The 14,521-nt window shown below is 60.8% G+C and carries 14 protein-coding genes; 6 read left to right on the top strand and 8 right to left on the bottom strand.

Features of this window, described 5'->3' with window-relative positions; genetic code table 11:
* Positions 1-52: 52 nt before the first annotated feature.
* Positions 53-730 (top strand): phosphatase PAP2 family protein, encoded by a 678-nt coding sequence (locus AC13RC_RS14500; RefSeq protein WP_488557537.1) that lies wholly within the window; start codon positions 53-55, stop codon positions 728-730.
* Between the two features lie 253 nt (positions 731-983).
* Positions 984-1,160, top strand: coding sequence for a hypothetical protein (locus AC13RC_RS14495; RefSeq protein WP_162748755.1), 177 nt, complete (start codon positions 984-986; stop codon positions 1,158-1,160).
* 109 nt (positions 1,161-1,269) lie between these two features.
* Here AC13RC_RS14495 and AC13RC_RS14490 read toward each other — a convergent pair whose 3' ends face one another.
* Together AC13RC_RS14490 and AC13RC_RS14485 are read right to left on the bottom strand one after the other, a co-directional pair.
* Positions 1,270-1,947 carry an O-methyltransferase gene (locus AC13RC_RS14490; protein ID WP_488557536.1) on the bottom strand — a complete coding sequence of 226 codons (678 nt, stop codon included), beginning with the start codon at positions 1,945-1,947 and terminating at the stop codon, positions 1,270-1,272.
* 177 nt (positions 1,948-2,124) lie between these two features.
* Positions 2,125-3,348 carry an adenylate/guanylate cyclase domain-containing protein gene (locus tag AC13RC_RS14485; RefSeq protein ID WP_488557535.1) on the bottom strand — a complete coding sequence of 408 codons (1,224 nt, stop codon included), beginning with the start codon at positions 3,346-3,348 and terminating at the stop codon, positions 2,125-2,127.
* Between the two features lie 57 nt (positions 3,349-3,405).
* On the opposite strand from AC13RC_RS14485, the gene AC13RC_RS14480 reads away from it, so the two are divergent.
* Together AC13RC_RS14480 and AC13RC_RS14475 are read left to right on the top strand one after the other, a co-directional pair.
* Positions 3,406-4,038: a TetR/AcrR family transcriptional regulator gene (locus tag AC13RC_RS14480; RefSeq protein ID WP_488557534.1), complete on the top strand. Its 633-nt coding sequence runs from the start codon at positions 3,406-3,408 to the stop codon at positions 4,036-4,038.
* A 188-nt stretch (positions 4,039-4,226) separates the two neighbouring features.
* On the top strand, positions 4,227-5,414 hold the full coding sequence (locus AC13RC_RS14475; protein WP_488557533.1) for an arabinose transporter: 1,188 nt from the start codon (positions 4,227-4,229) through the stop codon (positions 5,412-5,414).
* Positions 5,415-5,491: 77 nt separating this feature from the next.
* On the opposite strand, the gene AC13RC_RS14470 is transcribed toward AC13RC_RS14475, so the two are convergent.
* From AC13RC_RS14470 to AC13RC_RS14460, 3 genes are all read right to left on the bottom strand, one after another.
* Entirely contained in the window at positions 5,492-6,085 is a 594-nt protein-coding gene (locus tag AC13RC_RS14470) for a class I SAM-dependent methyltransferase (RefSeq protein WP_488557532.1), read from the bottom strand.
* A gap of 151 nt (positions 6,086-6,236) precedes the next feature.
* A complete protein-coding gene (locus tag AC13RC_RS14465; RefSeq protein WP_488557531.1) occupies positions 6,237-6,815 on the bottom strand; it encodes a flavodoxin in 579 nt (192 codons plus the stop codon).
* A 70-nt stretch (positions 6,816-6,885) separates the two neighbouring features.
* Positions 6,886-7,137 carry a hypothetical protein gene (locus AC13RC_RS14460; RefSeq protein WP_488557530.1) on the bottom strand — a complete coding sequence of 84 codons (252 nt, stop codon included), beginning with the start codon at positions 7,135-7,137 and terminating at the stop codon, positions 6,886-6,888.
* A gap of 573 nt (positions 7,138-7,710) precedes the next feature.
* Between AC13RC_RS14460 and AC13RC_RS14455 the strand changes: the two genes are divergently transcribed.
* The gene (locus tag AC13RC_RS14455) at positions 7,711-8,436 is read left to right on the top strand and encodes a response regulator (RefSeq protein WP_183808869.1); all 726 of its coding nucleotides are present in this window, start codon (positions 7,711-7,713) and stop codon (positions 8,434-8,436) included.
* Positions 8,433-9,932, top strand: a complete 1,500-nt coding sequence (locus tag AC13RC_RS14450) for a sensor histidine kinase (protein ID WP_488557529.1) — start codon at positions 8,433-8,435, stop codon at positions 9,930-9,932. Before AC13RC_RS14455 ends, AC13RC_RS14450 begins: the two co-directional genes overlap by 4 nt.
* A 188-nt stretch (positions 9,933-10,120) precedes the next feature.
* On the opposite strand, the gene AC13RC_RS14445 is transcribed toward AC13RC_RS14450, so the two are convergent.
* The 3 genes from AC13RC_RS14445 to AC13RC_RS14435 form a co-directional block, all read right to left on the bottom strand.
* On the bottom strand, positions 10,121-11,470 hold the full coding sequence (locus AC13RC_RS14445) for a c-type cytochrome (protein WP_488557528.1): 1,350 nt from the start codon (positions 11,468-11,470) through the stop codon (positions 10,121-10,123).
* 215 nt (positions 11,471-11,685) lie between these two features.
* Positions 11,686-13,950, bottom strand: a complete 2,265-nt coding sequence (locus AC13RC_RS14440) for a xanthine dehydrogenase family protein molybdopterin-binding subunit (RefSeq protein WP_488557527.1) — start codon at positions 13,948-13,950, stop codon at positions 11,686-11,688.
* The gene (locus tag AC13RC_RS14435; RefSeq protein ID WP_145319030.1) at positions 13,947-14,408 is read right to left on the bottom strand and encodes a (2Fe-2S)-binding protein; all 462 of its coding nucleotides are present in this window, start codon (positions 14,406-14,408) and stop codon (positions 13,947-13,949) included. The genes AC13RC_RS14440 and AC13RC_RS14435 overlap by 4 nt, the downstream gene beginning before the upstream one ends.
* Between the last annotated feature and the right edge of the window lie 113 nt (positions 14,409-14,521).

Below are 14,521 nucleotides of genomic sequence, written 5' to 3'. Positions count from 1 at the left end.
CGGCTCCGGTCAAGTGCGGCCGCGTCAGTTGCGAGCAGCCGCGGATAGCGACTTGGCTGTTATCGGCATGATGATTGTCTGGACCAGTTTTGTCTTTGTGGTCTTTCCGAAGCTCGATATGGCGGTCGCGCGCTTGTTTACCCGTGGGCATGCTTTCTGGCTGGCGGAGAATCCCTGGCTGAAAGCGGTGAGGGACATTGCTCGTCAAAGCCAGCCTTATATTCTCGGCACCATGGCTGTCATCATCGTCCTGCATGTTTTCCTGCCGCGGCGATTGCGGTTCTGCCCTCCTCACAAACCGCTTTTCGTGCTCCTGAGCTTTGCCGCCGGGCCGCTATTGGTGGTGCAGACGCTAAAAGTAGCGATTGGACGCGTGCGCCCTCGTCAGCTGATCGAGTTCGGGGGCACAGCTGATTTTACCCCGGTGTGGCAGTTTTCGGCAGCGTGCACCCGCAATTGTTCCTTCCCTTCCGGCGAAGCAGCCGCGGCTGCGGCGGCGCTGTCCCTATTGATATTTGTGCCTGTGGGGCGCAGATGGATTGCTGCGGTAATCCTGGTACCATGCTCGCTGTTCGTGGCGTTCAACCGCGTGATCTTTGGTGCTCATTTCCTGTCGGATGTCATGCTCGGATGGCTTCTGACCATGTTTGCCATGGCCATGGTCTGGCGCTGGATCGAAGCGAATTCGCGGATGATCGATCGCCACGTCACGCGCCTGATGTTCAGATGATCCCATCGTTATGGAAGCAGGCGCCGACATCCTCGTTCAGCCCTGTTTGCGATCGCCGCGGAGCGGGATTGGCTGCCGGGTGTCGCCGCAATGCGACAGTCCCAGGCAAACCCATGTTACAAACCTTAATACAACGTTTCTTCACCTTTCTTTCGATCAGGGGTTACCTATTTAGCGTTGGCCGTGCCGTCGGACGCGATTGAGGCCGGTAAGGCGGATGGTGAAGGGACCTTGGCGGGGTGAGAGTGACGGGATGGGGTTGGTAGATTGGGCGTTGCGCGGAATGCTCGACCCGGATGGCCGACGCAGGATGCGCTCCCGCAGAGACCATTACGAGCCGTGGGTCGTGCTGGCCGTGGAAAGTTTCGAGCGGGAAATGCTGGCCTTCTACAGGCGCTCGCAGTTCAAGCTTGTTCATACCGCGGCGTGACGGCCGCGACGCCAACGCAATAGAGCATGTGAAAGCCGTCGCCGCAGTCGGCAGTGAATGCAGGGGATGTTGCAAGCACTCCAGGGACGCGCTTGCGCCGTGAATGGCGTCATCCGATCCGCATCGACAGTTCGATATCTTCGGCGAACGGTACAGACATATATCCGCTTGCCGGCGACCGCACCCATGCGAGGTAATCGGGGCAGAAATCCGCATTGTCGGCCAGCACGAGAGCTCCCGGCCTTAGGCGGCTTTCCACCAGCCTCAGAATGTCCGGATAGAGCGCCTTGGCGCCATCGAGAAGCAACAGGTCGATAGCATCGGGCAGATCGGTGCTCAGCGTCTGCAGGGCATCGCCTTCCCGGATATCTACGAGATCGATGAGGCGAGCGGCTTTTAGATGTTCCCGCGCCCGTGCCACTTTGGAGGGTTCGAATTCGGTGGTGATCAGGCGCCCGCCGCCATTGTCCCGCAGCGCAGCCGCAAGGTGCAGGGTGGAGATGCCGAAGGAAGTTCCGAATTCGACGATGGTGCGGGCTCCGGTGCTTCGCGCCAGCATATAGAGCAAGGTTCCAGCCTCGCGTGAGACCGCGAGCGGTATGTCCTTCAGCCGGGCATAGAAATCGAGGTAGTCGGTTTTGCTGCGCACCAGACGCGCGCGTTCCTCGCTGGAAAGGCCGCTCCAGTAGGCGGCGACCGATGGAGTTGTCGCGGGCGACGTCGCATCGGCTTCCTCGAACAGGCGATCGAGCAAGGGTGCGAGCGGGGCGTTCGTCAGGGACGTCATGTTTTTCTCCGTTCAGGACTGAAGTTTTCGTTGGCGACAAATACGAATAATTCGTCGCTTTTCATAATCGCGTCGGCCGATGTTGGCGTGGAATGCATTTATGATTTTGAAAATATTCAGTAAATCCGCGAGCTGATCACATCCGGTGCAATCTCGTGAGAGCTGTCATTCGCATTTTCAGTGGTCGCCGGAGATATCGAAACCGACGATGTCGACCGGACGGTCGAAGCCCCTCAGAGCATGGCGGCCGAAAGACTTGCATTGAATGCCGGCCGCCTCCGCGAGGGCCGAAGTCATCAGCATGACTGCGTCCAGATCCTTGGCGAGGGCCTGCAATCGGGCCGAGCGGTTTACCGGCGTGCCGATGATCGTAAACGAAAATCTGCCTGCGGAACCGATATTGCCGTGAACGACGTCGCCGATGTCGATGCCGATCCGGGCCCGCAGCGGCGGCGCCGTCTTTCGTGACAGCATGGCATTGACGCGCTCCAGTGCTTGCAGCCCCTCCAGCGCGGCCTTTACCGCAGCAGCACAGAGCGGCCGTTCACTTTCGGCGTCCGGAATGGGAAAGAACATGACGACGGCGTCGCCGACATGACCGGAGACCTGGCCGCCGGCACGAGCCACAGGCCGGGTAATCGTCTCGAAGAACAGATTGAGGTGGTCGATGAGAGGCCGGGGATCCAGCCGTTCGGTCAGCGAGGTGAACTGGAAGAGGTCGCAATAGATCACGATCGCCCGAATTTGCTCGACCTCGCCAAGGCCCACGCGGCCGTCGAGCAAGGCGGTTGCAGCATTGCGGCCGAGATAAGTCTGCAGCAGAACGCGCGCGGCGGCGGCATTCAATCGGGCTCCGAGGGCAAGTGTGAAGACCGGCGTCACGAGATGCAGCAGCTCTATCTCCATCGCTGAAAACCCACCGGGACGCTCGGTGATGAACAGGCTCATGACGTCGTCGAAGAAGCCGAGCGTGACGTCGGGGGCAAGATGGTTCGCAAAGGCGATGGCGTCCGTTGCTTCATCCTGCGGAACGGATGCAAGGCGACCGCTGCGAGCATCAAGGCGGAGAACCGTTGCGTCCTCCTCCAGCATGGCAGTGAAGATCTTACCGCCGAGAATATTGTCTTCGGTGCCTTCGCCGTCTCGCCGCCAACGAATGAAATGCTGCACCCTCTCCGGATCGACGGCATCACAGCCGATCTCGATCGTCGAAATGTCGAGACCCACCGCATACAGCGCACGGCCGAGAAGAATGACGAGCTCGGAGTCGCTCGCGCCGGCAAGTGCGGCTTTCACCAGGCTTTGGCACACATGCGAGACAGTCTTTGCCAGGGCGTCGGTTTCGACTGCTCCGCGTGCCGGCCCGCTGCTTTCATCGCCATGTTGTTCTTCGGTTTGCATGGCGCGCAAAATACGATTAATTCGTCATCTTTCCTATTCGCATTGTCAGGCCTCGATATGACGGATCGTCCAAGAGCCCGGATTTCCTCGCGAAAGCAGCCGAAGCAGGCTCGCTCGACCGAGCTCGTTTCCGCGATCCTGAGTGCTGCGGCTCAGGTTTTGGCAACGGAGGGCGCTCAGCGCTTCACCACCGCGCGGGTTGCTGAAAAGGCTGGCGTCAGCGTCGGCTCCCTCTATCAATACTTCCCCAACAAGGCGGCGATCCTCTTTCGCCTGCAAAGTGACGAATGGCGGCGGACTTCGGATATGCTGCGACGCATCCTCGAGGATACGGCAACGCCACCGCTGGGTCGATTACGCTCCCTGGTCCACGCGTTCATCCGCTCCGAATGCGAGGAGGCCGCGATGCGTGTTGCGCTCAACGACGCGGCGCCGCTTTATCGCGATGCGCCGGAGGCGCATGAGGCGCGGTCATCCGGGGACCGCATCCTGCAGCTCTTCATGCGCGAAGCCTTGCCGGAGGTCGATGACGCGGCCCGTGTCCTGGCGGCGGACTTGATCGCCACGACGCTGAGCGCCACGGGAAAGCAGCTTTCGGAAAGCACGCAAACTGCGCAGGAGATCGAAGCCTATGGCGATGCCATGGCGGATATGTTCTGCGTCTATCTTAAAAGCCTCAGGCTTCGGTGAGGGGCGGGCTAGCATGCCTCCGGCGCGGTCAACGCGATGTTGACACGCTTGCGGCAAGCGCCTATTGGAATGGCAGCCGGCGGTGCCGGCCGTAAGCGTTTGACGTCAAGCAACGCACTCAACGATCCTCGTCGGTCGGAGTGCGTTTTTTTATGCCTTCGCCGATTGAGGAAAGCCTGGAGATTATCATGGCTTTTCAATCGACACCCGATCCGGCGCGCGGCCGGCTGCTGCTGCTGAGCGTCATTCTCTTCATTTCCTATCTTTGCATCGGCATCTCGTTTCCGATCGTGCCGCTTTATGTGAGCGGTCAGTTGCGGCTCGGCAATGTCTGGGCCGGGCTCGGCGTCGGCATCGCCTTTCTGGCAACCATCCTCACGCGCGGCTATGCCGGCGGGCTCTCGGACCATCGCGGCGCCAAGGTGGCTGTGACGCGGGGGCTTGCATTCTATGTCGTGGGGGCTTTGATGGCTTTGGGTGCCGGCGTTCTCACCGACACGCCGTTGCCGTCCTTTCTACTCCTCCTTCTGGGACGCTTGGCTTTGGGGCTGGGCGAAAGTCTGGTTGCCGTCGGCATCATCGCCTGGGGCATTGGCGTCGTCGGCCCGGCTCGTTCGGGCAGGGTTCTGGCGCTGGTCGGCGCCGCCATCTATGGAGCGTTCGCCGTAGGCGGGCCGATCGGTCTAGCTTTGTTCAGCCGGTTTGGCTTTGCCGGGACAACGGCGATCAGCGCTGTTCTACCATTCCTAGGGCTGATGGCGATCTGGCGGGTTCCCGCCGTTGCGCCTCATCCCGGTGCGCCGCGCCCGCCATTCTGGACCGTCGTCGGCAAGGTCTGGCTGCATGGGGCGGTCGTGTGTTTTCAGGGCATAGGCTTCGCCGCGATCGGTGCCTTCTTCACGCTGTATTTCCTTGATCGGGGCTGGAGCTATGCCGGGCTGGGTCTGACCGCCTTCGGCGTCGGCTTCGTTCTGGTACGCGTGCTCTTCGGCCATCTGCCTGATCGTATCGGTGGCTTGCCGGTCGCGTTCGGGTCACTGGCGGTCGAAGCGGTAGGCCAATTGCTGATCTGGAGTGCCGCCGATCCCATGCTCGCCCTGGCGGGTGCCTTTCTGACCGGTCTCGGATGCTCACTGATCTATCCTTCCATGGGCCGCGAGGTCGTCCGGCGGGTGGAACCGCATCTGCGCGGCACCGCGCTTGGAGGCTTCTCGGCCTTTCAGGATCTCGCCTACGGGCTGGCCGGGCCATTTGCCGGCCTTCTGGCCGACCGGACCGGCTATGGCAGCGTCTTTCTGGCGGGCACCGTCGCGGCGATCGCCGGCCTGTTGATCGCACTCTCGCTCCGCAGGATACGCACTGTTGCGTTCAGCTGATTGATATGGCGGTCCCTGCGTTCGGCCGGGACCGCCAGAAGCGCTTGGCAATATGACCAGCGACATCCTTGGCACAGCTATAGGGCAGCGAAAACCACGCCGTAGTGATAGGGCGGCAGCTCGATCACGGCCTGGGACTTGAAGCCGAAGGTCTCGACAATCGCCGCGACCTTGGCCGGCGCCATGCGCATCTCGGTCCTGGGACCGCGCGGCAGCCCGAGCACCGTAGTCTCCTCGCGCGATCGCGTCTCCCAGTTGACGATGCCGAAAAGCCCCTTGGGAGCGAGCACCGAATGGATGGCGCGGACGAGGCCAGGCTGATCGGGAACACCGTGAAACGTGTTCGCCATCAGGACATAATCGACATTTTCGGGAAGATGTCTTGCGACGTCGCGCGCATCGGCATGGATCCATTTTTGCACGGAGACGCCTTGTCGATCGGCTTCCGTCCTCGCCATTTCGAGCATGGTTTCGTCCAAATCGAGCGCATAGACCTTTCCGGCAACGAGTTTTGCCAGCGGTGCGGTGAAGTAGCCATCGCCGCAGCAAAGATCGAGGACGGTCATGCCGGGCTTGATGCCGAGTGCTTGGAGTGTTGCCAGCGGATCGGGCCAAAGTGCCGTCCACCAATCGCGGTCCGGCATCGATGTCGCTGGAAATGCTTCGTCCATTGGGATCTCCGCAGATGGAGGACTTGCGGCACCATAGAATACCATCGATGCCGCGGCGTCAGAATATCACGGCGAATGCGGCGTCATCGCGACAAGAGGCTGCAACATGCGCGGATGGCGGAGCGAGAGCAATCCGCGTGTGTTGGCGACCTTAGAGAGCTTGCGGCGCATCCTTCGGCAGGCTTTTGAGAGCCCAGGATGCGATGGCCTTGTCCGCCAGCCTCTCCGTGACCTCGAATTCGCTGATCATCAGGCTGGGTAGAAGCGAAGCGCTGCGTGCCTGTGCGGCAAAATTCCTTTCATAATGCGCCGGCTCCAGCACATATGTGGAGAAGGCGGCAACCTTCCGCCCCCCAAAATCCATCCGTTCGAGGAGACTCATGACAGGCGGCGTGATGGTATTCCACCACACCGGGCCGCCGACGAGGATCAGGTCGTATTTCGAAAGATTGGGAAGGCCATCGAGCAAGGGAGGAAGCTCTCCCGTTTCCAGCTCGTATTTGGACTGCTCGGCTGCACGCTGCATGTCGAGAGGATAAGGGTTGCGCATCTGGATTTCGAAGAGCTCGGCCCCCAAGAGTGCTCGAAGCTTTTCGGCAACCGCTCTGGTATGGCCGGTGTAGGAATAATAGACGACCAGAGCCCGTCGTTCGCCTGCGGCGAAGCTCCATCTGGGTGCGGCGGCCGCGGCCACCATCGATGTCAACACGGTGCGGCGGGAAAGGTGCATGGGTTTGCCTTCCGATTTAAACGAGGCTTTTGGGTGCGGAAGATGACCGGACAATTTCTAAGGCGGACAATCATTGCTGCCGCGCCGATGAAGCGTCCATCGATGCCGCGGCCCTTTGGGCCGGCAGCATAGGTCCGCCGGAAGTCTGCATTGCCTCGTCGAGGCGCTGCTCGAGAACCAGGGGATCGGTTTCGCCCTCGTCGGCGAATTTCATGAGCTCGCGGGCGGCGATGATCGCCGTTCGATCGGCGAACTCCAGTTCGTGCCGGGCGCAGAAGATTTCGAGAACGCGGCGAAGCGTTGCGATCTGTGATAATTCCATGGCCAATTCCATATCCTCCTGTCAGCGTCGATAGTCTCGACCGGGCAAGTGATCTTCGGGCAGGAGGTTAAGACGCTCATGTCGCAGCTTTGTGCCGGAGATGTAAAAGCCTGTCGCCGGCGATGGCAGCGCCGGCCATCGGCTCTGGCACAGGTCGGCGCGGCAATGATTGTTGGACGGCTGCCGCAAGCGGCCTATTTTGCAGAGCATATAGCAGGATTTGCCCTTGATCGAAGCCAGGCGATGTCGTCGTCCCATTCCGCATATCGGTGGTGCGAGAGCTGCGACAGCTTGTTACAAATTTGCCCGTCCGCGGCACATCCATGTGACAACAACCTTATAGTTTGTCAGCTGCAGGGGACCTCTTCGCGCAACATATCGATTGGATTTCGAGGACAGGTTCGATGAAATCCGTATCCTCTCGATACGGCTTGCACCGGCTGTCGCAAGGTTTTCAAGTGGGGCGTGCCGCTTGCGGCGCAACCCTCCGGTCTATGTGAAACTTTGATACACTTTTTTCGATGCGGCTCGGAGCGGCCTTCTGTAGAATGACTTGAGATCGTGGAAACCGTCATGCAAAAAGCTGCGCACATCGCCGTCGTCGATGATCATTCGGATATAAGGGACCTTGTCGGCCAATATCTCGAGCAGCAGGGCTATAAGGTCAGCGTCGCCGATAGCGGGCTCGCCCTGAGACGGATCCTCGAGCGCGGTGCGGTGGATCTGATCGTTCTGGACGTCATGATGCCGGGCGAAGATGGTCTCTCCGTCTGCCGTCATCTCAGGGCGACGACGGATACCCCCATCATCTTTCTGACCGCCATGAGTGAGGATACCGACCGCATCATCGGCCTTGAACTGGGGGCTGACGATTATCTGGTGAAGCCATTCAATCCGCGCGAATTGCTGGCACGCATCCGGGCTGTCCTGCGTCGGGCCAATGGTGTGCCGCAGCAGCAGCGGGAAACGCTGAAAAAGGCCAGGGTTATCCGCGTCGGTCAATGGCGCGTCAATATGGGGCGGCAGGAGCTTTCGGGCGACGACGGTGTCGGCATCCCGCTCAGCACCGCCGAATTCCGGCTTCTGAAGGTCTTCCTCGAACGTCCGGGCATGGTGCTCAGCCGCGAGCAGCTTCTCGATCTGACGGTTGGCAGGACGGCCGACATCTTCGACAGAAGCATCGACAACCAGGTGAGCCGCCTGCGCAAGAAGATCGAGCCGGACCCGAAGAACCCTTCGGTCATCAAGACGCATTGGGGCGGCGGCTACAGCCTCTCGGCGGATGTGGGGTTCGAATGATCTACTGGTGGAGGAGGAGCCTTGCTGCCCAGTTCATCGGCTTTACCCTGCTTGCCCTTGTCGTCTCGCAGTGCCTGACGTTTTCGATTTCCTGGGACGAGCGCACCAAGGCGCTGCATGCCGCCATGAAAAGCGAATTCTTCAGCCGGTGCGCCTCCGTCACGCGCTTGATGGAATCCATGCCTAAGCCGTTGCGTGAACAGGCGCTGCTCGCAAGCGAGACCAGCTATTCCCGTTTCTGGCTTTCGCAGATAGAGCCGACGGATGCCGGCGCATGGCGCTCGCGTGCGGCAAATGAACTTGCACGGCCGATCGAGAATTTTATCGACCTTGGAGCGAAGTGGGGCATGCGCTCGAGCCCGGATGTCGATCATCTGATGTCGAAGGGGGTAATGACGGCGAACGCCGGCGAGGGCTGGGCTACCCCACCGCCCGTTCTCTGGAGCCTGCCGCAGCCGGCAAAGTTCGTTTATTTCGGGGATCGCAATGGATATGGCCTTGCCGTCAAGCTCAATGATGGCATGTGGCTGAATACGGCGTTCTATAAGAATGTCGGCGACCGCTGGTGGGATATGAAATCGCTCACCTCACTTGCGACCACCGCGCTCATCCTGTCGCTCATCGGAGTATTCATCGCCAGCCGCATCGCACGCCCGCTGAGACGGCTTGCCGTTTCGGCGGAAGCCTTGGGGCGCGGCGAAAATCTGCCGCCGCTGCCCGAAGAAGGACCTGATGACATCAGGCGCACGGCCGAGGCATTCAACAGGATGCAGGAACGCCTGCATCGCTTTGTCGACGATCGCACCCGGATGCTGGCCGCAATCGGCCATGATCTCAGGACGCCGCTGACTTCGCTTCGGTTGCGGGCGGAATTCGTCAAGGACGCCGATATCCAGCAGAAGATGCTATCGACCATCGACGAGCTTCAGAGCATGACGGAAGCCGCCATTTCCTTCGCACGCGGCGAATCCACGGCCGAGGAAACGCGGGCCATCGAACTGGAGGCGCTGGTCGGCAGCATTTGTGACGACCTTGCCGATCTCGGCCTGCCAGTGGAGTACATTGAAGGCCCGAAGACGACCTATCGCTGCCGGCCCGATGGCTTGCGCCGCGCCGTCCGCAATCTTGCGGAAAATGCGGCGCGCTACGGCGGCCATGCCAGGGTCCATATTCACCATTCGGCCGGCACCATCGATATCGTCGTCGAAGACAATGGCCCGGGCATACCTGAGGATATGAAGGAAAAGGTATTCGCGCCCTTCTTCCGTCTGGAAGCTTCGAGAAACAGGGGCACGGGCGGCGTCGGACTCGGCCTGTCGATTGCAAGGGCAGTGGCCCGGCAGCATGGCGGCGATATCCTGCTTCAGCCCAACAATCCCGGTCTGATGGCGATCATTTCCTTGCCACAGGAAGGGCAGGTCAAGACGCCCTCGTCGCGGGTGAGCCGGAGAAGAAAGCGGGCGCAAGCTCTCAAGCTTGCCGGGCAGGAACATTAGAAGCTTGATCCCGGCTTATGGCAGGGCAATCGCATGGACTGAAGTCGTTGCGGCGTCCCTTCTCCCCGCTGGGGAGAAGGAATTTCCAGTGCTCATCCGCCCCATATGCGATAGCCCTGAGGCTTATGGGGACACAATGCCGGAAGTCACGAGTAGCGGCATGGCAACGGTCAACGGGCAACCAGGAGCTACCGCATCTGCAATATGATCGGGCTGCTGCTTGCCGGATCCGTATGCTCGCGTAGGGCCTTCACATCGTTAGCTGCAACCGCTCCGCCGTGATTTCCCCAGGAAGAGCGCACGAATGTCAGGACATCGGCAATCTGCTGGTCCGAAAGCTGCTGGCGGAACGGTGGCATGCGATAGGCATCCGGAATTCCGTTCGCCACGACGCGGCTGGAACCGTTCAGCGTCACATTGATCTGCGATGCGTTTTCCTTCGCAAGCGAAGCGGCAGAGCCGGCGAGCGGCGGAATCCATTGCTGCTTTCCGCGCCCGTCGATGCCGTGACAGAAGCTGCATTTTGCAACGAAAGTCTGGGCGCCCGGGATCTGCTCACGGTTGGAAAGCGACACGTTCTGGGCGGTGCCTTCGTCGTATCGCCAGGGCGTGCCGTCGCGGGCGGGATCGCCGGGCAGGGATTTCAGGTAGTGGCTTATCGCCTTCAGGTCGTCGTCCGTCATGAACTGTGTCGAATTGTTGAAGGCATCCGCCATGGAGCCGAAGACGACGGCGTGACCGTTCCTGCCGCTCTTGAGGAAGGCATAGATATCCTCCTCGCTCCAGCGGCCAAGGCCGGTATTGGGATCGCCGCGCAGGCTTGGCGCATACCAGCCGTCGAGAAGAGCACCGGAAAGATAGAGCGGACTGCTCTCATCCAGCGCCTTTTCCGCCATGGTGATGGCGCGCGGTGTATGGCAGCTGCCGCAGTGTCCCGGCCCCTGCACGAGATAGGCGCCACGGTTCCATTGGTCGTCGCCGGCCGTTTTCGGCTGATAGGTGCCGCCTTCGGTGAAAACGGCGTTCCAGAGTGCCAGAGGCCAGCGCATGTTCATCGGCCATTTGATGTCGGAGGGTCTGTCCGCCTGCTGGACCGGCGCGACCCTATTCATGAAATAGGCATAGAGCGCACGAATGTCGTCGTCGCTCATCTTCACATAGGAAGGGTAGGGCATGGCCGGATAGAGGCGATGCCCGTCCCGCGCAACACCCTGGCGGACGGCGCGGTCGAAATCGGCGAGCGTATAGTTGCCAATACCGGTTTCCTTATCCGGGGTGATGTTGGTCGTGAAGATGGAGCCGAGCGGCGTCCCCATTTCCAGCCCGCCGGCGAAGGGAGCGCTCTTCGGCGTGCTGTGGCAGGCGACGCAGTCGCCGAGGCGCGCAACATATTCGCCGTGCTGCAGCAGGTCCTCCGAGGGCGCCTGTGTCGCGGCGACACTATCGAAGGGCGAAGCCGGCCTGCGCGTGACGAACCACGCAATACCGCCGGCCACAAGCACGATAATCAGGAGAAGAACCAGAAGAAGTTTCTTCAAGAGTGTGCCCTCATGTCTTTGCTTCGGGATTTCGTATGCGGCCAGAGCATGATGCCGAAAAATGGGATCGGTTTTCGGACGACATCATGCTCCATTTCTTTGATTCTAGAACCGGACAAGATCGTCCGGCTCTAAGGGGGAGCCAACCAAGCCGGCTCTCGGACCGAAAATGGACCGAGAGCCGGAACTTTGCCTGGCGCAGCGAGTGCTGCGTCTCAGCTTTCAAAGGTGTAGTTGGAGAGGGGCATGCTGCGTATCCGCTTGCCCGTCAGCGTAGAAACTGCATTGGCGACCGCCGGAGGGACGGCTGGCAGGCCCGGCTCGCCGATGCCGCCCATCTCTGCCCCGCTTTCGACGATGCGGACGTGAACGCGCGCCATGCGATCCGGCGGCAGGATCGGATAGAGGTCGTAGTTGCGCGCCACCGGCTCGCCGTTCTTGTAAACGGCCTCCTCCATCAGAACCTGTGACATTCCGAGCGCAGTCGCCGAATTGATCTGTGCTTCGATGATCGCCGGATTGACGATGCTGCCGGGATCGATCGCTTCCCAGACATCATGGACGACGACTTGGCCGTTGTGAATGGAGACCTCAGCGATTGCCGCCGTATGGCTGCCGAAGGGAGAGGCCATGGCAACGCCACGCGCCCGCTTCGAGCCATCCTCCGCCGTGAAGGGGCCTCGCTTCCAGCCGCCTGAGAGATCGCCGGCCGCTTTCAGGAGATTGCTCAGCCGCTCGTTCTTTTGCAGCAGCTTGAGACGCAGCTCGTAGGGGTCCTGCCCGCCCTTGTCGGCCAGCTCGTCCAGGAAGGTCTCGTAGAAGAAGTCGTTCATGGAATTGCCGACAGAGCGCCAATAGGCGAGTGTCGTCGGGTTTTTGACGTAGATCTGTGCGATGCGATAGTTCGGGATTGCATAGGATTTGCCGGCCAGGCCCTCCAGGGCCGTCGGATCCAGCGAATCCTCCTTGTGACCGTAAACGCCCTCGGTCGGTCCCTCGCAAGCGCTGATGGCCTCGAGCGCCACTGGCATACCGTTGGCATCGAGTGCGCCGCGGAAGCGCACTGCCGCCATCGGGCGCATCGGATCGCGCAGAAATTCCTCCTCGCGGCTCCAGATCAGTTTGACTGGCCGCCCTACCTCTTTTGCAAGCTGGATGGCCTGCGGATAGGGATTGGCGGACGGATACAGGAAGTGCCGTCCGAAGAAGCCGCCCAGAATGGGGCTGTGGAGCGTCACTTTCGATGGGTCGAGGCCGGTCAGCTTGGCGATATCCGCCTGGAATTGCTCGGGCGCCTGGTTGGGCATCCAGATTTCAAGACTGCCGTCTGGGTTGAAGCGGGCTAGGGTCGATGGCGGCTCCAGCTGCGCATGATGCAGATACTGGCTCCTGTAGGTGGCGGAAATGACGGTCTTGGCGCCGTCGAACGCTTTGGCGATATCGCCGACATTCTCCGCCTCCTTGCCATTGCCCGGTTCGTTGGCGAGCTTGTCGTTGAAAGCTGTTGTCGAAAAATCGGCGGGCATATAGCGGAGCGCAGGATCGGCGTCCGAGCCGGGTTCGCGCCAATCGACTTGAGCGGCCTCGGCTGCCCGCTTGGCATTCCACCAGCGTTCAGCGACGACAGCAACAGCGCCGGGCAGACTATGGACGGAATGAACACCCGGCATCGCCTTCAGCTGGGCTTCGTTGCGGATCTTGCCGACCGTCAGGCCGAGGCGGGGAGCGTGCTGGACGGCGGCATGCAACATGCCGTCAACCTTGCAATCGATCGCGTAGATTGCCTTGCCCGTTGACTTGTCATGCATATCGAGCCGTTCGACCGGTTTGCCGATCCAGCGGAATTTGCTTGGGTCCCGAAGCGCGACGCTCTCAGGGGCAGGAACCGGCAGATCCAGTGCTTCGCTCGCAACGTCGCCATAAGCGAGGCTGCGGCCCGATGCGGCATGGATCACGCGGCCCGGCTCTGTGGTCAGCTCTGTAATCGGCGCATCCAGGCGCTTGGCGGCTGCTTGCAGGATCATGTTGCGGGCGAGCGCGCCGAGCCGGCGCATAGTCTCATAGCTAGTGCGCACCGACATGCTGCCGCCGGTGATGCGCATTTTGCCATGCACGACCAGATAGTCGCTGCCCGTGGGTGCGTTTTCCACGACAAAGGTTTTCGGGTCGGCATCGAGTTCCTCGCCGACGATCTGCGCCATTGCAGTGAAGACGCCTTGCCCGCCTTCGACGAAAGGGCTCATGAAGCGGATGGTGCTGTCCGGGCGGATTTCGAGAAAGGCGGGAACGCGGGTGCCGGGAGGCATCGGATTCGCCGCCTGCTGTGCCCGTGCCCGGCCGACCGGAATGCCGAAGCCAAGCACGAATGCCCCGGCGGCCGCACCGGCGGAAGTGAGGAGAAAGTGCCGGCGTGAGATGTTGACCGGAGATCCGGTAGGGAATTCATCCTCCGGAACGAGATTGCGGCTGGTTTCGGTCATAGCGTCTCTCCTTCCTTGGAGGAGAGGTCTTTAACCGCCGCCTTGATCGCATTGTAAGTCCCGCATCGACAGAGATTGATCATCGCCGCGGCGATCTCGTCATCGGAGGGGTTTGGCGTTTGTTTGAGGAGCGCGGTCGCGGCGACGACCTGCCCCGATTGACAGTAACCGCATTGCGGAACCTGATGCTTGACCCAGGCAGCGACAACACGCTTTCCAACCGGGTCGGCCTCGATCGCCTCGATCGTCGTGATCTGTCGACCGGCGACGCTGTCGAGCGGCGTTACGCACGAGCGCACCACTTCGCCGTCGACAAGGACCGAACAGGCGCCGCATTGTGCCAGCCCGCAACCATATTTGGTGCCGGTCATGCCCAACTCATCGCGGATGATCCAGAGGAGCGGTGTATCTCCCTCCGAATCGACTTGGTAGGATTGGCTATTGATTTGAAGATTCATGAGGCGCCTCCTGAGGCTTTCGATCGCGAACCTTCAATGCCGGTGCTGTTCGATGATCTGGATGCTCAACGAACGGATGACGTATAGCTCAGGCTCACAACCCGGACTATAAC

It is taken from the genome of Martinezella sp. CNPSo 3890, assembly GCF_057784455.1.
The sequence above is the reverse complement of the archived record's forward strand: the minus strand, read 5'-3'. Positions and strand labels throughout refer to the sequence as shown.